The sequence below is a fragment of the Streptomyces sp. SCA2-17 genome, from assembly GCF_044336695.1.
This window is the reverse complement of the sequence record NZ_CP117521.1, coordinates 4,611,016-4,634,306: the sequence shown is the minus strand read 5'-3', so window position 1 is coordinate 4,634,306 and position 23,291 is coordinate 4,611,016. Positions and strand designations below refer to the sequence as shown.

Genomic DNA, 23,291 nt, shown 5'->3' with positions numbered 1-23,291 from the left:
GTGAGCCCGATGAGCCAGGCGGCGCAGAACCTGAACTGGTTGATCACCAGTTTCGTGGAGAACACCCCAGGGGTGTCCCACACCGTCGTGGTCTCCGCCGACGGACTCCTTCTGGCGATGTCCGAAGGGTTCCCGAGGGACCGCGCCGACCAGCTGGCGGCGGTCGCCTCCGGCCTGACCTCGCTGACCGCCGGAGCCTCCCGCATCTTCGAAGGCGGCGCCGTCAACCAGACCGTGGTGGAGATGGAGCGCGGCTTCCTCTTCATCATGTCCATCTCCGACGGTTCTTCGCTGGCCGTGCTGGCGCACCCCGAGTGCGACATCGGCCTCGTCGGCTACGAGATGGCCCTCCTCGTCGACCGCGCGGGCAACGTCCTCACCCCGGACCTCCGCGCCGAACTGCAGGGGAGCCTTCTCAACTAGCAAAGAGGCAGTGCGTTTCGCGCCACCGCGCCATAGGGTGCGGTGGCGCGACCAGCAGCAGACAGCACGTTGAGGAGGAGACGTGGCAACGCCCCCCGGCGGTTACCCGTATGGCAATGATCAGCAGGCTCAGCCTCCGCTGAACCGCTTCAACTTCCCCTCCGCACCCAGCCCGCGTGCGCAGGCGGAGCCATCACGGCCGCCGCAAGTACCACAGGCGCCCCAGCATCGCAGGGCGTCGCCGTCCCCCTCCGGGGGCAAGCGGAACAACCCGCTGGTCCGCCCCTACGCGATGACCGGCGGCCGGACCCGGCCGCGGTACCAGCTCGCCATCGAGGCGCTGGTGCACACCACGGCCCAGCCGGCCCAGCTTCACGGGCAGTTGCCGGAACACCAGCGCATCTGCCACCTGTGCACCGAGATCAAGTCGGTCGCCGAGATCTCGGCGCTCCTCACCATTCCCCTCGGCGTCGCCCGAATCCTCGTCGCCGACTTGGCGGAGGCCGGGCTCGTCGCCATCCATCAGCCCGGCGGCGACGAGTCCGCCGGCGGCCAGCCTGACGTGACACTGCTCGAAAGGGTGCTCAGTGGACTTCGGAACCTCTAGCGGCGAGGCAGCCCGCTCCACCACCTCCGCGAAGATCGTGGTGGCAGGCGGTTTCGGCGTGGGCAAGACCACGTTCGTCGGTGCGGTCTCGGAGATCAACCCGCTGCGGACCGAAGCCGTGATGACGTCCGCCTCGGCGGGCATCGACGACCTCACCCACGCGCCGGACAAGACCACGACGACCGTGGCCATGGACTTCGGCCGTATCACCCTGGACCAGGACCTGATCCTGTACCTGTTCGGTACCCCCGGTCAGGACCGCTTCTGGTTCATGTGGGACGACCTCGTGCGCGGTGCCATCGGCGCCGTGGTGCTGGTCGACACCCGCCGTCTCGCCGACTGCTTCCCCGCGGTCGACTACTTCGAGAACAGCGGCCTGCCCTTCGTCATCGCCCTCAACGGCTTCGACGGGCACCAGCCCTACACGCCGGACGAGGTCCGCGAGGCGCTCCAGATCGGCCCCGACGCGCCGATCATCACGACCGACGCCCGCCACCGCAACGAGGCGAAGAGCGCCCTGATCACCCTGGTCGAGCACGCCCTGATGGCGCGCCTGCGGTGAGGCCCCGGCCGCACCGACGCCGGCCCCATCGACGCAGAAAGGTCCCCGCGCTCCTGGTGGAGTGTGCGGGGACCTTCTGCGTTGCCGGGGGGCATGAGGCGGTACGAGCCGGCCGCATGAGGCCGTACGAAGCGGCGGCATGAGGCCATGCGTGAGGCCCGGGGCGATGCCCCGGGCCTCACGCATGGATCGGTTTCTCAGCCCTGCCAGCTGTGCGGTGCCCGGCTGTGTTTGCCCGGGGGCTACCCCCGGACCCCCGGCCTCAGCCCTGCCAGCTGTGCGGTGCCCGGAAGCCCGGCGAGCGCTCCAGGCGGCGCCAGACGGCCGTGGTGCGGCGGGGGCGGGGCGGTGCCGCCTCGTTGCCGGCGGCGGCACGGGCGAGGAGGACGGCGGTGACGGCCGCGAGCTCTTCGGCGTCGGCCGTGCCCTTCTCCACGCGGACGAGCGTGTCGGTCATGCGTTTCTCCCTTACTGGGGCGGGTTGCCGTGCTTGCGGGAGGGCAGGTCGGCGTGCTTCGAGGCGAGCATCGCCAGGGCCCGGATCAGCACCTGACGGGTCTCGACCGGGTCGATCACGTCGTCGATCAGCCCGCGCTCCGCGGCGTAGTACGGGTGCATCAGCTCGGCCTTGTACTCCTTGACCATCCGCGCCCGCATGGCCTCGGGGTCATCGGCCTCGGCGATCTGCTTGCGGAAGATCACGTTGGCCGCACCCTCGGCGCCCATCACGGCAATCTCGTTCGTCGGCCACGCGTACGTCAGGTCCGCGCCGATCGACTGGGAGTCCATGACGATGTACGCGCCGCCGTAGGCCTTGCGCAGGATCACCGAGATGCGCGGCACCGTCGCGTTGCAGTACGCGTACAGCAGCTTCGCGCCGTGGCGGATGATCCCGCCGTGCTCCTGGTCGACGCCGGGAAGGAAGCCCGGGACGTCCAGAAGAGTGATGATCGGAATATTGAAAGCGTCGCACATCTGGATGAAGCGCGCAGCCTTTTCGCTCGCCTCGATGTCGAGCACGCCGGCCAGCGACTGGGGCTGGTTGGCGACGATGCCGACGACCTGGCCGTCCAGTCGGCCCAGGGAGCAGATGATGTTGGTGGCCCAGCGCTCGTGGACCTCGAGGTGCTCGCCGTCGTCGACGATCTCCTCGATGACCTTGCGCATGTCGTACGGGCGGTTGCCGTCGGCGGGCACCAGGTCGAGCAGGGCTTCGCCCAGCCGGTCGGCCGGGTCCTCGCTCGCGACGCGCGGCGGGTTCTCCCGGTTGTTCTGCGGCAGGAGCGAGAGGAGGTAGCGCACCTCCTCCAGGCACGTCTCCTCGTCGTCGTAGGCGAAGTGCGCCACGCCCGAGGTCTCCGCGTGCACGTCGGCGCCGCCGAGGCCGTTCTGGGTGATCTCCTCGCCGGTGACGGCGCGGACGACGTCGGGGCCGGTGATGAACATCTGCGAGGTCTCGCGGACCATGAACACGAAGTCCGTCAGCGCCGGCGAGTACGCCGCGCCGCCCGCGCACGGGCCGAGCATCACGGAGATCTGCGGGATGACACCCGAAGCCTTGGTGTTGCGCTGGAAGATGCCGCCGTAACCGGCCAGCGCCGAAACGCCCTCCTGGATACGGGCACCCGCGCCGTCGTTCAGCGACACCAGCGGCGCACCCGCCGCGATCGCCATGTCCATGATCTTGTGGATCTTCGTCGCGTGGGCCTCACCCAGCGCACCACCGAAGATCCGGAAATCGTGCGCGTACACGAACACGGTCCGGCCGTGCACCGTGCCCCAGCCCGTGATCACACCATCGGTGTAGGGCTTCTTGCTCTCCAGCCCGAATCCCGAGGCACGGTGCCGGCGCAGCGGCTCCACCTCCGAGAAGGACCCCTCGTCCAGCAGGAGGTCGATTCGCTCGCGGGCCGTCAGCTTCCCCTTGGCCTTCTGGGCCTGGGTCGCCCGCTCGCTCGGACCTCGCCGAACCTGCTCGCGAATGGCGTGCAGCTCGGCGACGCGCCCACGGACGTCACTCGCCTCTACGGGCGCACCTTCGAGATTGCTCATGCATAGACGGTACGTGGCGGGGCCGTCCGAAACTCATGTCGTTTCCATACAACGTCATGTGCGTTTTGGTGGGCAGGCGTCACAGAGGGGTGCAGCGGCCCGGAGCGGGGGTCCCCCCGATCGGGGGGTGCTTATGTGGAGGTCCCACAAAACTCCCGCCCTCGACCCGTAGGCAAGTGAACTTGACGGGCATCAGGCCCGAAAAGGCGTCACGCCCGGTCATGCCAGGGCTACGGAGCAGCGGTGCGGGGCGCAGGCGGTGCCGGGGGCGATGCGGAGCCGGAGGCTGTCGCCTGTCGACAGGACGCGGACGGCGGGGTCGTGGGCGGTGACGCGGCGCACGGGGCGGTTCCAGGTGATCTCGAAGGGTGCGCCGGTGCGGGGCGGTTCGGCCATATGGAGGGTAGCGGTCCGGCCGTGGTCGCGGACGAGCACGGCGGCGGGGGCGCTGGAGGTGAGGGGGCCGGCCGTGCCGGGGGTCCAGAAGGCGGCGGCGGTGAGGCCGAGGGAGGGCAGGTGGGCGGCCTGGCAGCCGGCGGTGTTGGTGAGGAGGCGGAGCCAGGTCGCGTCGTCGGCGCGGGCGGCCAGGGCACGGGGCCCCGCGCCGGGCATGAGGAGGTAGGCGTAGGCGGCGTCCTCGGGGTCGGTGCCGTGGGGGTGCCAGAGGGTGAGGTAGCGCCGCGTGAGGCGGTCGGGGGCGCCGCCGGCGTTGATGTCGCGCCAGGAGCCGGTGCGCGCCTCGCGCAGGGCGTGGAGCGGGGAGGTGCCGCCGGGAACGCCGGGGAGGCAGGCGGGAAAGACGTAGCCGCCGTGGCCTTCGAGGTGGATCCAGCGGGCGGCCTCGTAGCGGGCGTTCCAGCCGTCGGTGACGGGCTGCGGGGTGCCGTCGACGAGGAGGGCGGGGGCCCCGTGCGGGCCGAGGTTGCGGTGGTCGACGGTGGTCACGACGGGGTGGCCGTCGCGCGCGGTGATGCCGGCGCCGAGGCAGACGACGGCGTCCGCGGTGCAGATCCACGTCTTGCGGGCCTCCAGGGTGGAGGAGAGCCCTTTGAGGTGCTGGCCGACGAGGGCGTACTCGCCGTCGGTCACGCCGCCGACCCAGCGCGCGGCGGGCCGGGGCTCGCCCCATGCGCCGCCCTCATCGGCGGCCAGCGGCTTGGCGGAGGCGGTGGTGCCGGGCAGGCGGTAGGGGTCGGCGGTGGGCCAGAAGGCATCGGTGTAGGGGCCTCCGGCGCCCGCGCGCCACCAGTAGAGCATTCCGGCGCCGGTGTGCCAGCCGCGCGGGTTCTCGCCGTTGCCGTTCTCGTAGTGGGCGATGCGGTCGGAGGCCATGGCGATGGCGGCCGTCCAGCCGGGGCGGCGGTGCACGGCGCGGTCCATGGCGGGGAAGAGGCGGTGCCCCACGGGGGCGGGCGCGGGGGCCCCGTGCGCGGCGCAGGCGGCGGCGAGGCGGGCGAGGTCGGCGATGGGGAGCGCGGGGTCGGTGAGCAGCGGGAGGGTGGTGTCGCGGGCGGCCCAGCCCTTGATCATGCCGTGCCAGCGGGTGCGTTCGGCGGGGCTCGCGCTGGTGGCGAGGAGGGCGATGGCGGCGATGAGGGCGTGGCCGCGCTGGTGGTCGCTCTGCTGCGGCGTGCCGGGGTCCGCGGCCTGGAGGCCGCGGCTGACGGCGCGGCCGGAGACGCTGTCCATGACGAGCCCGTCGTGGACGAGCGGCGCGTACGCCTTCTCGACGCTGTCGTAGACGGTCCGCCGGGCGGGGTCGGTGATCTCCCAGGGGGAGCCGTGGAGCAGGGCGAGGAGCCGGCCGAGCCCGTCGAGCAGCACTTGTCCGTACGTGCCGGAGTAGGCGACGTGGGTGTGCTGGACGAAGGAGCCGTCGGCGTAGAGGCCGTCGCCGCGGGTGACGTAGGGGAAGACGGGCGAGAGGGCGTCGCGGGCGAGGGCGGTCTTGGCGGCGGAGGCCCCGAGGATGCCGCGGAGGGCGACGACGCGGCACAGGTCGACGCGGTTGGCGCCGGTGCTGGTGCCGGTGTAGTCGCCGAGCGCCGTGTCAGGGACGAAGTGGTCGACGGCGGCGAGGTACGCGGTGCGCCGTGCGGGACCGGCCTCGTCGTGGAGGAGCACGAGGCTGTCGAGGAGAAGTCTGGGGCTGCCGATCTGCCATTCCCACCAGTTGCCGTACGGGGTGGTGGCGGGGTGGTAGGCGCGGGCGTGCACGTGGTCGAGGCCGGTGAGGGTGTCGGCGGCGAGGGCGGGGTCGCCGGTGAGCCCCGTGCCGGGCCGGGCCCAGGCCTGGGCCATGGTGTGCAGGCGGGCGTAGCTGCGGGTGATGCCGGAGGGCGGGTCGAAGGGGGCGTCCGGCCAGAGCGAGCCGGGGCCCGGGGAGAGGGCGGCGCGGTAGGCGCGGGCGAGGTCTCCGGTGCGGCGCAGGGCGGTCGCGTAGGGCTCGGCGGCGGGGTCGAAGCCGGTGCCGAGCATGAGGCCGCGCCAGCGGGCGCGAAGAGATGCGAACGCGTCGTCCTGACCATCGCCGTCGCCGCTGCCGCGTGGGACCGTGGTGAAGCCGAGACCGCCGGCGACGGAGGCGGCCAGGAACCCTCTGCGGGTCCAGGCGAACGGGCGGGGAACGGCGGGACCGGACGGCACGGCGGGGCCTCCCCGGGGGCGCGGTGCGGGACGGTGCGGACGGTGCCGGAGGCACACGGTGGCACGGGGCGGGAGGCGGGGCAATGACACGTGGCGGTGCCGGCCCGGAGTCGGCCGGAAATTCACCCCCGCAAGATGTTGAATGTTTAACAAGTACGCGCTACGGTACTTCTCGAAGCATCAAGTTGAATATTCAACGATCTTCCGTTCGACATCCCGGACCCAGCCACAGGGAGCACACCATGGGCCTCTTCAGCCGCAAGCAGAGCACCGCCCCGGCCGCCGTCGCCGCCCCGCGCGCCGTCGACCCCGCGCTCGCCGCCCTCACCGGCGACTACACGATCGACCCCGCCCACAGCAGCATCGGCTTCACCGTCCGCCACGCCATGGTGACCAACGTCAAGGGCGCCTTCCTCGAACACGAGGGCACCCTGCACCTGGACGGCACCGACCCGTCCCGCTCCACCGCCGCCATCGACGTCCGCATCCCGAGCGTGGACACCGGCATGAAGGACCGCGACGCCCACCTGCGCGGCGAGGACTTCTTCGACGCCGAGCGCTTCCCGCTCATGACCTTCCGCTCCACCGCCGCCGAGCAGCTCGGCGGGGACCGTTACCGCATCACCGGCGACCTCACCATCAAGGACGTCACCCGCCCGCTCGCCATCGACCTGGAGTTCAACGGCGCGGCCACCGACGCCTACGGCATGGAGCGCGTCGGCTTCGAGGGCGGCGCCGAGATCCTGCGCTCCGACTGGGGCCTGACCTGGAACGCCGCCCTGGAGGCCGGCGGGGTCATGGTCAGCGACAAGGTGAAGCTGACCTTCGACATCTCCGCGGTCAAGGCCGCGCCCCAGGCCTGAGCCCCGTGCGGCGTCAGCGGCCGAGGCGCAGGAGACGACCGGCGATCTCCGCGCCCCGGTCCGCACCCGCGCTCAGCGCGATGTGGTTGTCCGGCCGCACGAGCACCAGGGCGTCCTCGCCCTCCCCGATCCCGTAGGCGCGCCGGGTGTGCCCCGTGGGGTCGTCGACGAGGCGCGTGCGCAGGCGGTCCGCGCACTTCTCCCCCGCCTCCGCCAGGGCCGGCGCGCTCCCCTGCCCGAAGCCCAGCAGCGTGAAGTGCGGCCCGGCGAAGGCGTCGAAGAGCCGGCCGTCGCCGCAGGGCCCGTCGGGGGCCCGTTCGCCCGCCTTCGCCCCGCCCCATGCGAGCGAGCTCCAGCCGTAGCCCACGCCCAGCGTGGTGACGTCGTCCGTGACCACCGCCTCCGTGCCGACGCCCGCCTGCTTCACGCCTTCGGTCACCGCGCGCAGCCGCTCCTCGGTGAGGCCGAGCGTCCAGGCGGCGACGGGCAGCCGCTCCTCCTCGTAGGTGTCCAGGAGGCCGGGCGAGGCCAGGCCGCGCACCACGTACGCGAGTTTCCAGCCGAGGTTGAAGGCGTCCTGGATGCCCGTGTTCATGCCCAGCCCCCCGGCGATGGAGTGGACGTGCGCCGCGTCCCCGGCGAGGAGGACCCGCCCCGTGCGGAAGCGGTCGGCCATCCGGACGTTGATGCGGTAGACGGAGAACCAGGTGGGGTCGGACAGCCGGATGCCCGCCTGCCGTGAGCAGCGGTCGACGAGCCGCTGGAAGGACTCCAGGGACGGCGGCAGGGCGCGCCCGTCAGCGTCGCGCTCGGGCATGCCCTGGAGCTGCCAGTGGGCGCTGCCGCGGAACGGGCAGAGCATGACCGCCGCGTCCTCGTCGAACCACTGGTGCCAGTAGGCGGGGTCGAGCCCGGCTACGCGGACGTCGCCGATCACCATGCACTCCTCGGCGTCGGTGCGGCCCTCGAAGGTCACGTCGAGCGCCTTGCGCACGGGGCTGCGGCCGCCGTCGCAGCCCACGAGGTAGGCGGCCTCGATGCGCCGCCCGTCGGCGAGCGTCGCGACGACGCCGCCCGCGCCCTGGGTGAACGCGGCGAGTTCGCAGCCGAACTCCGGCTCCACGCCGTACCGGGCGAGCGTGCGGCGCAGGACCTCCTCCGTGCGCCACTGGGGGATGAGCAGGCCGCTGGCGTACGGGGTGTCCGGCGTGGGGGTGCGGTCCCCGAAGGCGACGGTGTCGGCGACGGCCACGCCGTCGCGGTACTTGCGCAGGGTGATGTGCTCGGTGCCCCATGCCGCGGCCTCCGCGCCCGCGCCGAGGTCGTCGAGGAGCTCGCGGCTGCGCTGGTTGAGGCCCTTGCCGCGGGAGGCGCGGTGAGGTTCCGGGGACTTGTCGATGATCCGTACGGCCGCTCCGGCACGGGCGAGGGTACAGGCGAGGGTGAGGCCGGTCGGGCCGGCGCCCACGATCAGGACGTCAGTAGCGGTCGCCGCTCCGGCGGTGGCGGTGGTCGTCGTCATGGGTTCATGAAAGACCGCCCGGACGTAAAATGCAACCGAGTAACAAAAGTTTCTGAGTAACGCCGATCGTTGCTAGGGTGGCCTGGTGACCGAGGAGAAGACCGGGCTGCGGGAGCTCAAGAAGCACCGCACGCGGCAGACGCTGTCCGAGACCGCCATCGCGCTCTTCCTGGAGCGCGGCTTCGACCAGGTGTCGGTGGCCGAGGTGGCGGCGGCCGCGGAGGTGTCGAAGCCGACGCTGTTCCGCTACTTCCCGGCCAAGGAGGACCTGGTCCTCCACCGCATCGCCGACCACCAGGGGGAGGCGGCGCGCGTCGTGCGCGGGCGGGCCCCGGGCGAGTCGCCCCTGGCCGCGCTCCGCGCCCACTTCCACGCCCGGCTCGACGCCCGCGACCCCGTCACCGGACTGTGCGACGTGCCCGCCGTGCTGGCCTTCCGGGACATGGTCTACTCGACGCCGAGCCTGCAAGGCCGCCTCATGCGCTACGCCGCCGAGGACGAACGGGCCCTGGCCGGGGCCCTGGCGGAGACGGGAGCGGACGAGGCGGCGGCGCGGCTGGCGGCGGCGCAGATCATCGCCGTCCACCACGTCCTCGCGCGGGACAACTGGCAGCGCCTGGAGGGCGGCCGCATCACCGGCGCCGTCCTGGACGCGGCCCATGCCGACGCCGAGCTGGCGTACGAGCTGCTCGGCGCCGGACTGGCGGCCCGGGGGCTCTGAACCCCGCTCAGGCCGCCTCAGGGGCGGCCTCATGCGCGGGCCCGCGCCCCGGCCCGCGGTTCACTCCCGCGGCTCCACGCCCGCGCGCCGCAGCCCGTACGCGTAGGCGTCGTCGAGCGCCTGCCACGAGGCGGCGATGACGTTCTCGGCGACGCCGACCGTCGACCACTCGCCCCTCTCGTCGCTCGTGGAGACCAGGACCCGGGTGATCGACCCCGTGCCCCGGCTGCCCTCCAGGATGCGCACCTTGTAGTCGGTCAGCTTGAGCGCGGCCAGCTGCGGGTAGATGCGCTCCAGCGCCACGCGCAGCGCCCGGTCGAGCGCGTCGACGGGGCCGTTGCCCTCCGCGGTGGCGACGATGCGCTCCCCCTTGGCCCACAGCTTCACGGTGGCCTCGTTGGCGTGCGTGCCGTCCGGCCGGTCCTCGGCGATCGCCCGCCAGGACTCGATCCGGTAGTAGCGCCGGGCGCGCCCCTCGGCCTCCTCACGCAGCAGCAGCTCGAAGGAGGCGTCGGCGGCCTCGTAGGTGTAGCCCGCGAGCTCGCGCTCCTTGACGCGCTCGACGACCCGGCCGATCAGCTCGCGGTCGCCGCCGAGGTCGACCCCGAGCTCCTTGCCCTTGAGCTCGATGGAGGCGCGGCCGGCCATGTCGGAGACGAGCATGCGCATGGTGTTGCCGACCCGCTCCGGGTCGATGTGCTGGTACAGGTCCGGGTCGACCTTGATCGCGGAGGCGTGCAGCCCGGCCTTGTGCGCGAACGCCGAGACACCCACGTAGGGCTGGTGCGTGGAGGGCGTGAGGTTGACGACCTCGGCGATGGCGTGCGAGATGCGCGTCATCTCGGCCAGGGCCCCGTGCGGCAGCACACGGCGGTCGTACTTGAGCTCCAGGGCGGCCACGACGGGGAACAGGTTGGCGTTGCCGACGCGCTCGCCGTAGCCGTTGGCGGTGCACTGCACGTGCGTCGCGCCGGCGTCGACGGCGGCGAGCGTGTTGGCCACGGCGCAGCCGGTGTCGTCCTGCGCGTGGATGCCCAGGCGGGCGCCGGTCGCCTCGATGACCTCCCGCACCGTCGCACCGACCTGCGCGGGCAGCATGCCGCCGTTGGTGTCGCACAGGACGACGACGTCGGCGCCCGCCTCGTGCGCGGTGCGGACGACCTCGAGGGCGTAGTCCGGGTTGGCCCGGTGGCCGTCGAAGAAGTGCTCGCAGTCGACGAAGACGCGCCGGCCGTGCCCGCACAGGTACGCCACGGTGTCGCGCACCATGGCGAGGTTCTCGTCGAGGGTGGTGCGCAGGGCCAGTTCGACGTGCCGGTCGTGGGACTTGGCGACCAGGGTGATCACCGGGGCGCCGGAGTCGAGCAGGGCGGCGACCTGCGGGTCGTCCTCGGCCCGCACGCCCGCCTTGCGCGTGGCGCCGAAGGCGACGAGCTGCGCGTGGCGGAAGGCGATCTCCTCGCGGGCGCGCTGGAAGAACTCGGTGTCGCGGGGGTTGGCGCCCGGCCAGCCGCCCTCGATGAAGCCGACGCCGAAGTCGTCCAGGTGCCGGGCGATGGTCAGCTTGTCCGCGACGGTGAGGCTGATGCCCTCGCGCTGCGCGCCGTCGCGCAGCGTGGTGTCGAAGACGTGGAAGCGGTCGTCGACGTGGGTGCGTTCGTCGGGGCCGTCGGTTGCGTCCGTCATGCTGCTCTGACTCCTGTGAGGATGTCGGTCTACCGGAATTACCCGTTCCACCGTCCCCATGCTTCCCTCGCCCTGCGTCCCCCGGCGCGGGTGGGCCGGAAAACGCAAAAACCTCTCGCGGGTGCGAGAGGTCTGCGCGCGGGTCTGGGACGACGGTGTCCGCTCCGTACGGGTGGTACGGGAGCGGTCACTGCGGACCGGCGCGCCTGCTGCCAATAATCATGGCGAACGGGAGCATAGGTGCATCCTGGCACACGCCGGTTCCGCCGTGCGGGCGGGTCTCAGGATGCGGGCACCTTGCCCGCGTCCGCCGGGGCGCCCTCGGACGCGCCGCCGACGCGCTTGAGGTCGATGTCCCGCGTCTCCCGCATGGTCAGGTAGACGACCAGGGACACCGCGGCGCAGCCGGCCACGTACCAGTAGAAGCCCGACTCGATGCCGCTGTTCTTGAACCACAGGGCCACGTACTCGGCCGTGCCGCCGAAGAGCGCGTTGGCGATCGCGTACGGCAGGGCGACGCCCAGCGACCGGATGCCCGTCGGGAAGAGCTCGGCCTTCACGCACGCGTTGATGGAGGTGTAGCCGGTGACGACGACCAGGGCGAGCAGGGACAGGCCCAGCGCCGGCCAGAACGAGCCCGCGTGCTTGAGCATGGTCATGATCGGCACGGTGAGGAAGGTGGAGCCCACCGCGAAGGTGATCAGCAGGGGGCGGCGGCCGATGCGGTCCGAGAGGGCGCCCGCGAGGGGCTGCAGGCAGGCGAAGACCAGCAGGGCGCAGAAACTGACCAGAGTCGCGGTCTGCTTGGGGAGGCCGGCGCTGTTGGACAGGTACTTCGTCAGGTAGGTGGTGTACGTGTAGTACGCGAGGGTGCCGCCCATGGTGAGGGCGATGACGAGGAAGGCCTCGCGCTTGTGCCGCATGAGGGCCCGGATGGTGCCGCGCTCGGCTGCCTGCGCGGCGGCCTGCTCGGCGCTCTCCCCGGTGGACTCCCCCGTGGCCTCCGTGTACGCCTCCGTCTCCAGCATGTTGCGGCGGAGGTAGAAGATGACGGCCGCGCCGAGCGCGCCCACGACGAACGGGATGCGCCAGCCCCAGCTGTGCAGCTCGCCGCTGGAGAGGGTGTGCTGAAGCACGATCTGGAGCCCCAGGCCGAGGATCTGGCCCGCCGTCATCGACACGTACTGGAAGCTGGAGGCGAAGCCGCGGCGGCCCGGCGCGGACGCCTCCGTGAGGTACGTGGCGCTGGCCGCGTACTCGCCGCCGACCGACAGGCCCTGGAGCAGGCGGGCGACGAGGAGGACGGCGACGCCGCCGTAGCCGGCGACCGCGTACGTGGGCGCTACGGCGATGAGGACGGCCGAGGCGGACATCAGGGAGACGGTCAGCGTGAGGGCCGCCTTGCGGCCCTTGCGGTCGCCGACCCGGCCGAGCAGCCAGCCGCCCACGGGGCGCATGAAGAAGCCGACGGCGAAGATGCCGGCGGTGTTCATCAGCTTCGCGGTGTCATTGCCCGCGGGGAAGAAGGAGCCCGCGAAGTACGTCGCGAACGACGCGTAGACGAACCAGTCGAACCACTCGACCATGTTGCCGGCCGAGCCGACCCAGATCTTCTTCCAGTGCTGTCCCATGATGGATCACGGTGGCGGAACGGCACGGGGCGGACAAGGGTCCGGCCGGCAACGATCACGCGTACTTGCGTGCGTTGCGTTCACGGGGACGCGGCGTGCGGGCGCTCCCGTTTTCGTACAGCGGCGTGCGGGCGTGCCCGTTCCGCCGCGTACATACGTATGCCCGCATCCGTGGACGCGGGCATACGGACGTACGTCAGTCAGCGCGGGCTTCAGCCCAGGGGGTGCATCCAGCCGTGGGTGTCCTCGGCGACACCGGTCTGGATGTCGAGGAGCGCCTTGCGGAGCTTCATGGTGACCTCGCCCGGCTGCCCGTCGGCGACGGTCCAGCCGGCGCGCGCGGACTTCACGGAGCCGACCGGGGTGATGACGGCGGCGGTGCCGCACGCGAAGACCTCGGTGAGGGTGCCGTCGGCGCAGCCGTTCTTCCAGTCGTCCACGGAGATGCGGCCCTCGGCGACCTCGTAGCCGAGGTCGGCGGCGATCGTCATCAGCGAGGCGCGGGTGATGCCCGGGAGGAGGGAGCCGGTGAGCTCGGGGGTGACGATCTTGTCGCCGTACACGAAGTACAGGTTCATGCCGCCCATTTCCTCGATCCAGCGGCGCTCGATGGCGTCCAGCCAGACGACCTGGTCGCAGCCGTGCTCCATGGCCTGGGCCTGGGCGACGAGGGAGGCGGCGTAGTTGCCGCCGGCCTTGGCGGCGCCGGTGCCGCCGGGGCACGCGCGCACGTACTCCTCGCTCAGCCACACCGAGACCGGCTTCACGCCGCCGGGGAAGTAGGCGCCGGCGGGCGAGGCGATGACCACGAACATGTACTCGTTGGCCGGGCGGACGCCGAGGCCGACCTCGGTCGCGAACATGAAGGGGCGCAGGTAGAGGGAGGCCTCGCCGGAGCCGGGCACCCACGCCTTGTCCTGCTTCACCAGCGCGTCGCACGCCTCGATGAAGGTCTCGACGGGCAGTTCGGGCATGGCGAGCCGGCGCGCGGAGGCCTGCAGGCGCTTGGCGTTCTCCTCGGGCCGGAAGATGGCGACGGAGCCGTCGGGCTGGCGGTAGGCCTTGGCGCCTTCGAAGATCGTCTGCGCGTAGTGCAGCGTCATGTTCGCCGGGTCGATCGACAGCGGCGCGTACGGAACGAGCTGGCCGTCGTGCCAGCCCCGGCCTTCCGTCCACTTGATCGTCACCATGTGGTCGGTGAAGTGGCGGCCGAAGCCGGGGCTGGCCAGGATCTGCTCCCGCTCCGCGTCCGACAGCGGGTGCGAAGAGGGCTTGAGCTCGATCGTGGGCGTCGTCATGAGTGCGTGTCCTTCACCGTTGTGTGTGTCGGACCGCGAGCTCGCCCCGTCCCTGACGGTGTCAGAGCATCCGAGCTTCCCCTCATGCCGCGGCCCCACGTTCGATTATCGCTCGTGGGGCCGTGGACGGAAAACGTGCGCGCGGCCCTGGATCGATGGTCGCATCCGGCCGCGCGCTGAGTCAGCGGCCGGGTGCTAGCCGGTTACCCGTAGGGCGAGGGCGTCGCCGGTCTCGTCCGTGGTGCGGGGCGCGGCCCCGTCCCGGGCGGCCAGGTCCTCGGCGACGGCCGTCTCGATGCGGGCGGCCTCGGCCTCGTAGCCGAGGTGGCGCAGCAGCAGGGCCACGGAGAGCACCGTGGCGGTGGGGTCGGCCTTGCCGGTGCCCGCGATGTCGGGCGCCGAGCCGTGGACCGGCTCGAACATGGAGGGGAACGCGCCGTCGGGGTTGATGTTGCCCGAGGCGGCGAGGCCGATGCCGCCGGTGACGGCCGCGGCGAGGTCCGTGAGGATGTCGCCGAAGAGGTTGTCGGTGACGATCACGTCGAACTGCCCGGGCCGGGTGACCATGAAGATGGTCGCCGCGTCCACGTGCAGGTAGTCGGTGGTGACCTCGGGGTACTCCCGGCCCACCCGGTCGAAGGTGCTCTTCCACAGCTGTCCGGCGTAGACGAGGACGTTGTTCTTGTGGACGAGCGTCAGCTTCTTGCGGGGGCGCGCCTGGGCCCGCTCGTAGGCGTCGCGCACCACGCGCTCCACGCCGAGGGCGGTGTTGACGCTGACCTCGGTGGCGACCTCGGCGGGGGTGCCGGTGCGCAGGGAGCCGCCGTTGCCGGTGTAGGGGCCTTCGGTGCCCTCGCGGACGACGACGAAGTCGATGTCCGGGCGCCCGGCGAGCGGGGTGGCCGTGTTCGGGAAGAGCTTCGAGGGCCGCAGGTTCACGTAGTGGTCGAAGGCGAACCGCAGCTTGAGCAGCAGGCCGCGCTCCAGCACGCCGGCGGGCACGGAGGGGTCGCCGATCGCCCCGAGCAGGATCGCGTCGTGGTTCTTGAGGGACGCGAGCTCGGCGTCGGGCAGGATCTCACCGGTCGCGTGGTACCGCCGGGCGCCGAGGTCGTACTCCTCGGTCTCCAGCTTCACGTCCGACGGGAGGACCGCCGAGAGCACCTTGAGGCCCTGGGCCACGACTTCCCGGCCGATGCCGTCACCGGGGATCACTGCGAGGCGAATGCTGCGAGACATACCGGGACCGTACTCCGCCGTCCCGTTGGATGACACACCTTGTCCACGATACGGACACATGGTGAACCCGCCAGGTCACGTTCACCCAAAGTCCGCAACGGGGTTGCCGGTTCCTGGCACGTTGGTCGCCATGGACACACCACGCGTAGGCATCCCCGAACAGCTCGCGGACCGCATGACCATGGCGGAACAGCACGCATACCTGCGGGCCCGGTTCGGCCGGCCGCTCACCCGGCGCGGGATGCTGCGCGCCGGGGCGGTGACGGCCGGGGCCGCCGCCGGCACCGGCCTCCTGGGCGGCGCCGTGCGCGCGTACGCCGACCCGGCGCCCTCCCCCGGGCCCTCGCCGCTGTCGTCCCCGGCGCTGCTCGTCTCCTCCGCCGCCCCGGCGGTCGACGGCAAGCACGTGGCGCCGTTCGGGCGGCACCTGGCCTTCGGCGCCGACCCGCGGACGCAGATGCGGATCTCCTGGCAGGTGCCGTTCGCGGTGAGACGGCCGTACGTCCGGGTGGGCCTCGCGCCGTGGGACCTCGGCCTCAAGCTGGAGGCCGAGGTGCGGACGCTGCACACGCCGCCGCTGTCGAAGAAGCTCCCTGCCGTCGATCAGGTCTACCTGCACGCCGCACTCGACAACCTGCGCCCCGGCCGGACGTACTACTACGGCGTGGGGCACGACGGGTACGACCCCGCCGACCCGCGCCACTTCTCCGGCATAAGCACCTTCCGCACGGCGCCCGAGCGCCCGGAGAAGGGCGGCACGGCCGAGAAGTTCACCTTCACCGCCTTCGGTGACCAGGGCGTCAGCTACCAGGCCCTCGCCAACGACCAGCTGATCCTCGGCCAGAACCCGGTGTTCCACCTGCACGCGGGCGACATCTGCTACGCCGACGACAGCGGCTCGGGGCGGCCCACGGACGTCTACGACGCCCGGGTGTGGGACCAGTTCCTCGCCCAGACCGAGTCCGTGGCGGCGTCCGTGCCGTGGATGGTCACCACCGGCAACCACGACATGGAGGCCTGGTACTCGCCCAACGGCTACGGCGGCCAGAGCGCCCGCTGGGCCCTCCCCCGCAACGGCTTCGACCCCGCGCACTCCCCCGGCGTCTACTCGTTCGTCTACGGCAACGTCGGCGTCGTCGCCCTGGACGCCAACGACCTCTCGTACGAGATCACCGCCAACACCGGCTACAGCGGGGGCGCGCAGACGGCGTGGCTCGACCGGCGCCTGGGCGAGCTGCGCCGCACGCGCGGGCTCGACTTCATCGTCGTCTTCTTCCACCACTGCGCGTTCTCCACGACGAAGGCGCACGCCTCGGACGGCGCGGTGCGGGAGACGTGGCTGCCGCTCTTCGAGAAGCACAAGGTCGATCTGGTCATCAACGGCCACAACCACATCTACGAGCGCACCGACGCGCTCCGCGGAACGCGCGTGGGGCGGAAGGTCCCCGTCGGCGGCACCGCCGACTCCACGCGCGACGGCATCGTCTACGTGACTGCCGGGGGCGCGGGGAAGTCGCTGTACGACTTCTCCGCGCCGGACAGCTACGAGGGCCATGTGAAGGACCAGGAGAGCGTGGAGAGCTTCTTCTGGGAGAAGGGGCGCGTGAAGCACCCGGAGCAGGTGGAGTGGTCGCGGGTGCGCTACACCGGCTTCTCGTTCCTCGCGGTGGAGTCCGAGCCGGCCGCACGGGGCGGGCGCCCGCGGCTGCGGGTGACCGCTCTCGCGGAGAACGGCGCGCGCATCGACCACTTCGACGTCGTCCGCCCCGCGCGGCAGGACTGAGGGCAGGTCCTGCCGGTCGCTCAGTGACCGGTGTCGCCGCCGTTGTCGCGGCGGTCAAGGGCCCGCTGGAGTGCGGCGGCGGCGTTCATCCGGTCGGTCTGGCGGGCGGTGCGGTCGGCCGCACGGGGCGTGCGGCGGGTCCTGCGGACGGCGGTGTCGGCCATGGGACGTCACTTCTCCTCTGCTGCCTGCGGGAGGGGTGTGAAAGGAAGACACAAGGAAGGGCGGGAAGAGCGCCGGGGGAAGGGCGGGGGCCGCGGTGCCGCAGGGGTCGCCTGCGCTCGCGCACGGGGCCGCAACCGCTTGACGCTCGATGGAGCGCGCGTCCGGCTTCTTCCACGCTAAGACAGCCGTACCGCGCTGTCTGCCCAAATACTCGGGCTTCCTACTATCTGAGACGGCACGGCGACGGAACAGGGCCGGATCAGGACGGGAGCAGGGCCACAGGCGCCCCGCGGGCCCGCGGGCCGGCAACGACGCCGCCCCCGCCCGGCTGGGGAGCCGGGCGGGGGCGGAGGGTCCGCTACGGGGCTGAGGTCAGCCCATGTGCGGGTAGCGGTAGTCGGTCGGCGGGACCAGGGTCTCCTTGATGGAGCGGGTCGAGACCCACCGCATCAGGTTGGAGGCCGCGCCGGCCTTGTCGTTCGTGCCGGAGGCGCGGCCGCCGCCGAACGGCTGCTGGCCGACCACGGCGCCGGTCGACTTGTCGTTGATGTAGAAGTTGCCGGCGGCGAAGCGCAGCTTGGCCATGGCGTCGGCGGCCGCGGCGCGGTCGCTCGCGATGACGGCGCCGGTCAGGGCGTACGCCGAGACGGACTCCATCTGCTCCAGCATCGCGTCGAAGTCGGCGTCCTCGTAGACGTGGACGGCGAGGATCGGGCCGAAGTACTCGGTCGTGAAGACCTCGTTCTCCGGGTCGGTGCACTCGATGACGGTCGGGCGGACGAAGTAGCCCACCGAGTCGTCGTACGTGCCGCCGGCGACGATCGTGCAGCTCGGGTCGGCCTTGGCGCGGTCGATCGCGCCCTTGTTCTTGGCGAAGGCACGGTCGTCGATGACGGCGCCGATGAAGTGCGACAGGTCGGTGACGTCACCCATGGTGATGCCGTCGACCTCGGCCGCGAACTCCTCCTTGAAGCCGTCCTCCCAGATGGAGCGGGGGATGTAGGCGCGCGAGGAGGCGGAGCACTTCTGGCCCTGGAACTCGAAGGAGCCGCGGGTCAGGGCGGTCTTCAGGATGGCGCGGTCGGCGCTCGGGTGGGCGACGACGAAGTCCTTGCCGCCGGTCTCGCCGACCAGGCGCGGGTAGGACTTGTACGTCTCGATGTTGTTGCCGACCGTCTTCCACAGGTACTGGAAGGTCTTGGTCGAGCCGGTGAAGTGGATGCCCGCCAGCTCGGGGTGGTTCAGGGCCACCTCGGAGACGGCGATGCCGTCGCCGGTCACCAGGTTGATGACGCCCTTGGGCAGACCGGCCTCCTCCAGGAGCTGCATGAGCAGCACGGCGGCGTGGGTCTGGGTGGGGGACGGCTTCCAGACGACCACGTTGCCCATGAGGGCGGGGGCGGTCGGCAGGTTGCCGGCGATGGCGGTGAAGTTGAAGGGCGTGATCGCGTAGACGAAGCCCTCGAGCGGGCGGTGGTCGCTGCGGTTCCACACGCCGGCGGAGTTGGCGACCGGCTGCTCGGCGAGGATCTGGCGCGCGAAGTGCACGTTGAAGCGCCAGAAGTCGACGAGCTCGCAGGGGGTGTCGATCTCGGCCTGCTGGGCGGTCTTGGACTGGCCCAGCATGGTGGAGGCGGCCAGCGTCTCGCGCCAGGGGCCGGCGAGCAGCTCGGCGGCGCGCAGGATGATCGCGGCGCGGTCGTCGAAGGACATGGCGCGCCAGGCCGGGGCGGCGGCGAGCGCGGCGTCGACGGCGTCCTGGGCGTCCTGGGTCGTGGCGTTGTTGAAGGTGCCGAGGACGGCGGCGTGGTTGTGCGGCTGGACGACCTTGAACGGCTCGCCGCCGCCCATGCGCTTCTCGCCGCCGATGGTCATCGGCAGGTCGATCGGGTTCGCCGCCAGCTCCTTGAGCTTGGCCTCCAGGCGGGCGCGCTCGGCGCTGCCGGGGGCGTAGCCGTGGACCGGCTCGTTCACCGGGGCGGGGACCTGGGTCACTGCGTCCATGGGTTCCGTGTCTCCTTGGGGGCTCTACGGGGGGTGTGGGGGGCGGCTCAGCCCTTGGTGAGGATGGAGCGGGCGAAGAAGAGCAGGTTGGCGGGCTTCTCGGCGAGGCGCCGCATGAAGTAGCCGTACCAGTCGGTGCCGTACGCCGTGTACACGCGCATCCGGTGGCCCTCGGCGGCCAGGCGGACGTGCTCCTCGCTGCGGATGCCGTACAGCATCTGGAACTCGTACTCGTCCAGCTTGCGGCCGGCCTGCCGGGCGAGCTCCTGTGTGATGGCGATCAGACGCGGGTCGTGCGAGCCGATCATCGGGTAGCCCTCACCCGCCATGAGGATCTTGACGATGCGGACGAACGCCTTGTCGATCTCTGCCTTGTCCTGATATGCGACGGAGGCGGGCTCCTTGTACGCACCCTTCACGATACGCACACGGCTTCCGGCGGCGGCCAGGCGGCGGGCGTCGTCCTCGGTGCGGAAGAGGTACGCCTGGATGACGCAGCCGGTCTGCGGGAAGTCCTTCCGCAGCTCCTCGTGGATGGCGAACATCGAGTCGAGGGTCGTGTGGTCCTCCGCGTCCAGCGTAACCGTGGTGCCGATGGCGGCGGCGGCCTCGACGACGGGGCGGACGTTGGCGAGGGCGAGCTCGTGGCCGCCCTCCAGCGCTTGGCCGAACATGGAGAGCTTGACGGACATCTCGGCGCGCTCGCCCAGGCCGAGCTCCTTGAGGCGGCCGACGAGCTCCAGGTAGGCGTCGCGGGCGGCGTGGGACTGCTCGACGGTGGTGATGTCCTCGCCCACCACGTCGAGGGTGACCTCAAGGCCCTTGGCGGCGGCGTCCTTCACGATCGGAATGACCTGGTCGACGGTCTCCCCCGCGATGAAGCGGTCGACGACCTGCTTGGTGCCCGGGGCGGCCGACACGAAACGGCGCATTTTGTCGCTGCGCGAAGCAGCGAGGATCACGGGACCCAGCACGGGGCACCTCCACGATGACGGTCGTCCCCACAGGGGGAAACGGCATAAGTAACTCATCGTGAAAACTAGAGATCACCTCGATCGTGAGCCATCGACAGCTGTCACGCATCCGTGGCCCGGATCTCAGACACATGTATGACAATGGTGACCTGCACATAGAACCTTGGGTTGATTTCGGGACAATTTGCGAACCCAAAGTGTCCGAAGGCCGCGTCCGGCGTGGACCGGGCGGGCCCGCACGGGGCGGGGGAAGGAGCGTGGCGGGGCCATGCGCGGTGACTATCAGCACCTCGTCGACGAGATATCGGCGGCGCTGGGCGCCCCGGCGACGCTGGAGGACCGGGACTTCGTCCTGATCGCGTTCGGCGCGCACGGCGGCGACGACGACCTCGACGCGATGATGGACCCGGTGCGGACCCGCTCGATCCTCCAGCGCCGGTCGACGGCGGCCGTCCGGGCGTGGTTCGAGGCGTTCGGCATCGCGCGGGCGCAGTCGCCGCTGCGGATCCCGCCGGACCCGGCGGCGGGAGTGTTCAAGGGCCGCATCTGCCTGCCCGTGCGCCACCGCGGCGTGGTGCACGGCTATGTATGGCTGCTGGATGACGAGCAGCTGGCGGGCCTGGACCTGGCCGTCCCGTACGCGGACCCGCGGCTGGCCCAGGCCATGGAGACGGCGGCCCGGATCGGCGAGCTGCTGGCCGCCGAGGCGCGGGCCGGCGCGGAGCTGGGCGAGCTGCTGCGGGAAGTCCTCGCGGGGCGGCCCGCGGGGCGCGACGCCGCGGCCGCCGCGCTGCGGGAGGCGATGGGCCAGGCGGCGGACGGGCCGCTGGGGCTGGTCGCGGTGGCGCCGTGGGCGCTGGGCGACGGCGAGCACGGGGAGGCCGATCCGGGCGCTCCCGACGGGGTCGGTTCCGCGCTGGCGGGGCAGTCGGGGGTGGCAGCGCTGTGCGCCGTCCCGGATTCCCACCCGGAGGGTCCGGCGGCGCTGGCCGCGCTGGTCCGGCTGCGGACGGCGACGGCGGTCGCCCCGGCCCGTACGGCGGCGGAGCGGCTGCTGCGCTCCCCGCGCGCGGGGGCGGGCGCGCGGCGCGGCACAGCCGGGCTGGCCGCCCCGCGCCGCGGCCTGGCGGAGCTGCCCGAGGCCTGGCGCGAGGCGCTGGCGGCGGCGCGCGCCGCGGCGGCGGAGCCGCGCCTGGGGCCGGTGGCGGAGTGGGGTGACATCGGCCCGTACCGCGTGCTGGCGGCCCTGCCGGCCGGGGCCGCGGCGGACACCTCCGTACGCCCCCTGCTGGCCCCGGCCCACGCGGAACTGGCCCGCACGGCGGAGGTGTTCCTCGACTGCGCGGGCCAGGCGGGCCGCACGGCCGCCGCCCTGGGCATCCACCGGCAGACGCTGTACTACCGCCTGGCGCGCGTGGAGCAGCTCACCGGCCTGGACCTGGACGAGGGCGAGGGCCGGCTGCTCCTGCACATGGCCCTGAAGGCGTCCCGCCTGTAGCGGCCCGCCCCGTGCCCGCGGCCCTCCCCGTACCCGTGGCCCTCCTCGCCCGCTAGACCTCCTCCACGGTGATGGCCTGCACGGGGCAGGCCCGGGCGGCCTCCTTGAGCAGCGGGTCGCCCGCACCGTCCTCACGGCCGGAACGCACGACGCCGAAGCCGTCGTCGTCCTGGTCGAAGACGGCCGGCGCGGTCAGGGCGCACTGCCCGGAGCCGATGCAGACGTCGGGGTCGATGGAGACGCGGAGGGGACTCATAAGGGCTTCCGTTCTGTCGTCGTCGCCGGTCACCAGGCGACGGGCAGGGCGAAGACGCCCTGCAGGGTGTCACCGGGCTTCACGGGCACCTCGTCGGGAGCAACGGCGAGGTGCAGGTCCGGGATACGGGTGAAGAGCGTGCCGAGGGCGATCTCCATCTCCGCACGGGCCAGGTTCTGGCCCAGGCACTGGTGGACGCCGTAGCCGAAGGCGACGTGGTGGCGGGCCGAGCGGCGGACGTCGAGGGCGTCGGGTCCGGGGTAGGCGGCGGCGTCGCGGTTGACGAGCGAGGTGCTGATCATGATGCCGTCGCCCGCGCGCAGGGTGTGCCCGGCGATCTCGATGTCCTCCGTGGCGACCCGCACGAGGCCGTCGGCGATGGACAGGAAGCGCATCAGCTCTTCCACAGCGGTGGGCATGAGGGAGGGGTCGGTGCGCAGGGCCGCGAGCTGCTCCGGGTGTTCGAGGAGCGTGTACACGCCGAGCGCGATCATGTTGGACGTGGTCTCGTGGCCGGCGACGAGCAACAGCAGCGCTGCCATGACCAGTTCGTCGCGGTCGATCTGACCGTCGCCGAGGCGCTCGGCGATGAGCTCGTCCAGCAGCCCCTCGCCGGGCTCGGCCTCCTTGCGGGCCACGAGGCGGTGGAGGTAGTCGCGCAGGTCGTCGCGCGCGGCGACGGCCTCCGCGGAGGTCGGTGCGCTCACCAGCCGCCGGGAGCACCCCTCGAAGTAGTCGTGGTCGGCGTAGGGGACGCCCAGCAGGCTGCAGATCACCATGGACGGCACGGGCAGGGAGTACGCCGAGACGAGTTCGGCCGTGTTGCCCTTGGCGAGCATGGTGTCGATGAGGCCGTCGACGACGAGCTGGATACGGGGCCGCAACGCATTGGCGTGCTTGACGGTGAAACGCGGGATCAGCATGCGGCGCTGGCGGGAGTGTTCGGGGTCGTCCACGCCGAGCAGCGGGAGCACCACGGACGCCTGGTCCTCGGCGCGCGGGGCGATGACGGGAAAGGCCGGATTCCGGCGGTCGGACGAGACGCGGGGGTTCGCGAGCAGGGAGCGGGCCTCGGCGTGGCCGGTCACCAGCCAGACCACGTGGCCGTCGTACAGCGTGACGTGCGTCAGCGGTCCGCGGGCGGCCAGGTCCTGGTAGCCCGCGGGCGGCTGGTAGGGGCAGGAGCGGTCGCTGGGGAAGGAGGGAGCCGAAGTGCTGGTGGACTGGGTCCCGGTGTCGGTCATGTGCTTCCTTCCAGGCGTTCGGACTGTTGTCCTCTACATCCGGTTCACCCAGTCCAAGCCCGTTTCGCGCTGCGGGCTACGAGCATTCCGGCCATATTCCGCCACAACGCCCGACAC

20 protein-coding genes are annotated in these 23,291 nt (G+C 71.9%); 7 read left to right on the top strand and 13 right to left on the bottom strand.

Annotated elements, in window-relative coordinates; translation table 11 throughout:
* From PS271_RS21100 to PS271_RS21090, 3 genes are all read left to right on the top strand, one after another.
* Window positions 1–423 (top strand): roadblock/LC7 domain-containing protein, encoded by a 423-nt coding sequence (locus tag PS271_RS21100; RefSeq protein ID WP_049717348.1) that lies wholly within the window; start codon window positions 1–3, stop codon window positions 421–423.
* 82 nt (window positions 424–505) lie between these two features.
* On the top strand, window positions 506–1,030 hold the full coding sequence (locus tag PS271_RS21095; RefSeq protein WP_398383752.1) for a DUF742 domain-containing protein: 525 nt from the start codon (window positions 506–508) through the stop codon (window positions 1,028–1,030).
* A complete protein-coding gene (locus PS271_RS21090; RefSeq protein WP_049717346.1) occupies window positions 1,011–1,592 on the top strand; it encodes a GTP-binding protein in 582 nt (193 codons plus the stop codon). The genes PS271_RS21095 and PS271_RS21090 overlap by 20 nt, the downstream gene beginning before the upstream one ends.
* A gap of 262 nt (window positions 1,593–1,854) precedes the next feature.
* Here the strand turns inward: PS271_RS21090 and PS271_RS21085 are convergent, their stop codons facing one another.
* The 3 genes from PS271_RS21085 to PS271_RS21075 form a co-directional block, all read right to left on the bottom strand.
* Entirely contained in the window at window positions 1,855–2,049 is a 195-nt protein-coding gene (locus PS271_RS21085) for an acyl-CoA carboxylase subunit epsilon (protein ID WP_398383751.1), read from the bottom strand.
* 11 nt (window positions 2,050–2,060) lie between these two features.
* On the bottom strand, window positions 2,061–3,644 hold the full coding sequence (locus PS271_RS21080; protein WP_120753880.1) for an acyl-CoA carboxylase subunit beta: 1,584 nt from the start codon (window positions 3,642–3,644) through the stop codon (window positions 2,061–2,063).
* A 219-nt stretch (window positions 3,645–3,863) separates the two neighbouring features.
* Entirely contained in the window at window positions 3,864–6,290 is a 2,427-nt protein-coding gene (locus PS271_RS21075; RefSeq protein ID WP_398383750.1) for a polysaccharide lyase family 8 super-sandwich domain-containing protein, read from the bottom strand.
* A 242-nt stretch (window positions 6,291–6,532) separates the two neighbouring features.
* Here PS271_RS21075 and PS271_RS21070 point away from each other — a divergent pair, with 242 nt between their 5' ends.
* The gene (locus PS271_RS21070; RefSeq protein ID WP_398383748.1) at window positions 6,533–7,153 is read left to right on the top strand and encodes a YceI family protein; all 621 of its coding nucleotides are present in this window, start codon (window positions 6,533–6,535) and stop codon (window positions 7,151–7,153) included.
* 13 nt (window positions 7,154–7,166) lie between these two features.
* Here PS271_RS21070 and PS271_RS21065 read toward each other — a convergent pair whose 3' ends face one another.
* Complete coding sequence (locus PS271_RS21065; protein ID WP_398383746.1) at window positions 7,167–8,675, bottom strand: FAD-dependent monooxygenase; 1,509 nt, start codon at window positions 8,673–8,675, stop codon at window positions 7,167–7,169.
* Between the two features lie 85 nt (window positions 8,676–8,760).
* Here PS271_RS21065 and PS271_RS21060 point away from each other — a divergent pair, with 85 nt between their 5' ends.
* On the top strand, window positions 8,761–9,396 hold the full coding sequence (locus PS271_RS21060; protein WP_398383745.1) for a TetR/AcrR family transcriptional regulator: 636 nt from the start codon (window positions 8,761–8,763) through the stop codon (window positions 9,394–9,396).
* A gap of 60 nt (window positions 9,397–9,456) precedes the next feature.
* Here PS271_RS21060 and cimA read toward each other — a convergent pair whose 3' ends face one another.
* The 4 genes from cimA to PS271_RS21040 all read right to left on the bottom strand — a co-directional run bounded on the left by cimA (window position 9,457) and on the right by PS271_RS21040 (window position 15,250).
* Window positions 9,457–11,082, bottom strand: coding sequence for a citramalate synthase (gene cimA, locus PS271_RS21055; RefSeq protein WP_398383743.1), 1,626 nt, complete (start codon window positions 11,080–11,082; stop codon window positions 9,457–9,459).
* A gap of 281 nt (window positions 11,083–11,363) precedes the next feature.
* A complete protein-coding gene (locus PS271_RS21050) occupies window positions 11,364–12,713 on the bottom strand; it encodes an MFS transporter (protein WP_398383741.1) in 1,350 nt (449 codons plus the stop codon).
* A 212-nt stretch (window positions 12,714–12,925) separates the two neighbouring features.
* Complete coding sequence (locus tag PS271_RS21045; RefSeq protein WP_398383739.1) at window positions 12,926–14,011, bottom strand: branched-chain amino acid aminotransferase; 1,086 nt, start codon at window positions 14,009–14,011, stop codon at window positions 12,926–12,928.
* A 195-nt stretch (window positions 14,012–14,206) separates the two neighbouring features.
* The gene (locus PS271_RS21040; protein ID WP_359594682.1) at window positions 14,207–15,250 is read right to left on the bottom strand and encodes a 3-isopropylmalate dehydrogenase; all 1,044 of its coding nucleotides are present in this window, start codon (window positions 15,248–15,250) and stop codon (window positions 14,207–14,209) included.
* Window positions 15,251–15,380: 130 nt separating this feature from the next.
* Between PS271_RS21040 and PS271_RS21035 the strand changes: the two genes are divergently transcribed.
* Window positions 15,381–17,033, top strand: coding sequence for a purple acid phosphatase family protein (locus PS271_RS21035; protein WP_398383737.1), 1,653 nt, complete (start codon window positions 15,381–15,383; stop codon window positions 17,031–17,033).
* Window positions 17,034–17,053: 20 nt separating this feature from the next.
* Here the strand turns inward: PS271_RS21035 and PS271_RS21030 are convergent, their stop codons facing one another.
* The 3 genes from PS271_RS21030 to PS271_RS21020 form a co-directional block, all read right to left on the bottom strand.
* Window positions 17,054–17,197, bottom strand: a complete 144-nt coding sequence (locus tag PS271_RS21030; RefSeq protein ID WP_398383735.1) for a hypothetical protein — start codon at window positions 17,195–17,197, stop codon at window positions 17,054–17,056.
* A gap of 373 nt (window positions 17,198–17,570) precedes the next feature.
* A complete protein-coding gene (pruA, locus tag PS271_RS21025; protein ID WP_398383734.1) occupies window positions 17,571–19,202 on the bottom strand; it encodes an L-glutamate gamma-semialdehyde dehydrogenase in 1,632 nt (543 codons plus the stop codon).
* Between the two features lie 47 nt (window positions 19,203–19,249).
* The gene (locus tag PS271_RS21020; RefSeq protein ID WP_398383732.1) at window positions 19,250–20,176 is read right to left on the bottom strand and encodes a proline dehydrogenase family protein; all 927 of its coding nucleotides are present in this window, start codon (window positions 20,174–20,176) and stop codon (window positions 19,250–19,252) included.
* A 268-nt stretch (window positions 20,177–20,444) separates the two neighbouring features.
* Between PS271_RS21020 and PS271_RS21015 the strand changes: the two genes are divergently transcribed.
* Entirely contained in the window at window positions 20,445–21,674 is a 1,230-nt protein-coding gene (locus tag PS271_RS21015; RefSeq protein WP_398383731.1) for a PucR family transcriptional regulator, read from the top strand.
* A gap of 52 nt (window positions 21,675–21,726) precedes the next feature.
* Here PS271_RS21015 and PS271_RS21010 read toward each other — a convergent pair whose 3' ends face one another.
* A complete protein-coding gene (locus tag PS271_RS21010; RefSeq protein ID WP_398383729.1) occupies window positions 21,727–21,930 on the bottom strand; it encodes a ferredoxin in 204 nt (67 codons plus the stop codon).
* A gap of 29 nt (window positions 21,931–21,959) precedes the next feature.
* Window positions 21,960–23,174, bottom strand: coding sequence for a cytochrome P450 (locus PS271_RS21005; protein WP_398383727.1), 1,215 nt, complete (start codon window positions 23,172–23,174; stop codon window positions 21,960–21,962).
* Window positions 23,175–23,291: the final 117 nt, after the last annotated feature.

Excerpts from the sequence above, each read along its gene's own strand:
- PS271_RS21050 (WP_398383741.1), bottom strand. The coding sequence starts at position 12,713 with ATGGGACAGCACTGGAAGAAGATCTGGGTCGGCTCGGCCGGCAACATG.
- PS271_RS21045 (WP_398383739.1), bottom strand. The coding sequence starts at position 14,011 with ATGACGACGCCCACGATCGAGCTCAAGCCCTCTTCGCACCCGCTGTCG.
- PS271_RS21015 (WP_398383731.1), top strand. The coding sequence starts at position 20,445 with ATGCGCGGTGACTATCAGCACCTCGTCGACGAGATATCGGCGGCGCTG.
- PS271_RS21030 (WP_398383735.1), bottom strand. The coding sequence starts at position 17,197 with ATGGCCGACACCGCCGTCCGCAGGACCCGCCGCACGCCCCGTGCGGCC.
- pruA (WP_398383734.1), bottom strand. The coding sequence starts at position 19,202 with ATGGACGCAGTGACCCAGGTCCCCGCCCCGGTGAACGAGCCGGTCCAC.
- PS271_RS21080 (WP_120753880.1), bottom strand. The coding sequence starts at position 3,644 with ATGAGCAATCTCGAAGGTGCGCCCGTAGAGGCGAGTGACGTCCGTGGG.
- PS271_RS21085 (WP_398383751.1), bottom strand. The coding sequence starts at position 2,049 with ATGACCGACACGCTCGTCCGCGTGGAGAAGGGCACGGCCGACGCCGAA.
- PS271_RS21040 (WP_359594682.1), bottom strand. The coding sequence starts at position 15,250 with ATGTCTCGCAGCATTCGCCTCGCAGTGATCCCCGGTGACGGCATCGGC.
- PS271_RS21005 (WP_398383727.1), bottom strand. The coding sequence starts at position 23,174 with ATGACCGACACCGGGACCCAGTCCACCAGCACTTCGGCTCCCTCCTTC.
- PS271_RS21010 (WP_398383729.1), bottom strand. The coding sequence starts at position 21,930 with ATGAGTCCCCTCCGCGTCTCCATCGACCCCGACGTCTGCATCGGCTCC.
- PS271_RS21035 (WP_398383737.1), top strand. The coding sequence starts at position 15,381 with ATGGACACACCACGCGTAGGCATCCCCGAACAGCTCGCGGACCGCATG.
- PS271_RS21070 (WP_398383748.1), top strand. The coding sequence starts at position 6,533 with ATGGGCCTCTTCAGCCGCAAGCAGAGCACCGCCCCGGCCGCCGTCGCC.
- cimA (WP_398383743.1), bottom strand. The coding sequence starts at position 11,082 with ATGACGGACGCAACCGACGGCCCCGACGAACGCACCCACGTCGACGAC.
- PS271_RS21065 (WP_398383746.1), bottom strand. The coding sequence starts at position 8,675 with ATGACGACGACCACCGCCACCGCCGGAGCGGCGACCGCTACTGACGTC.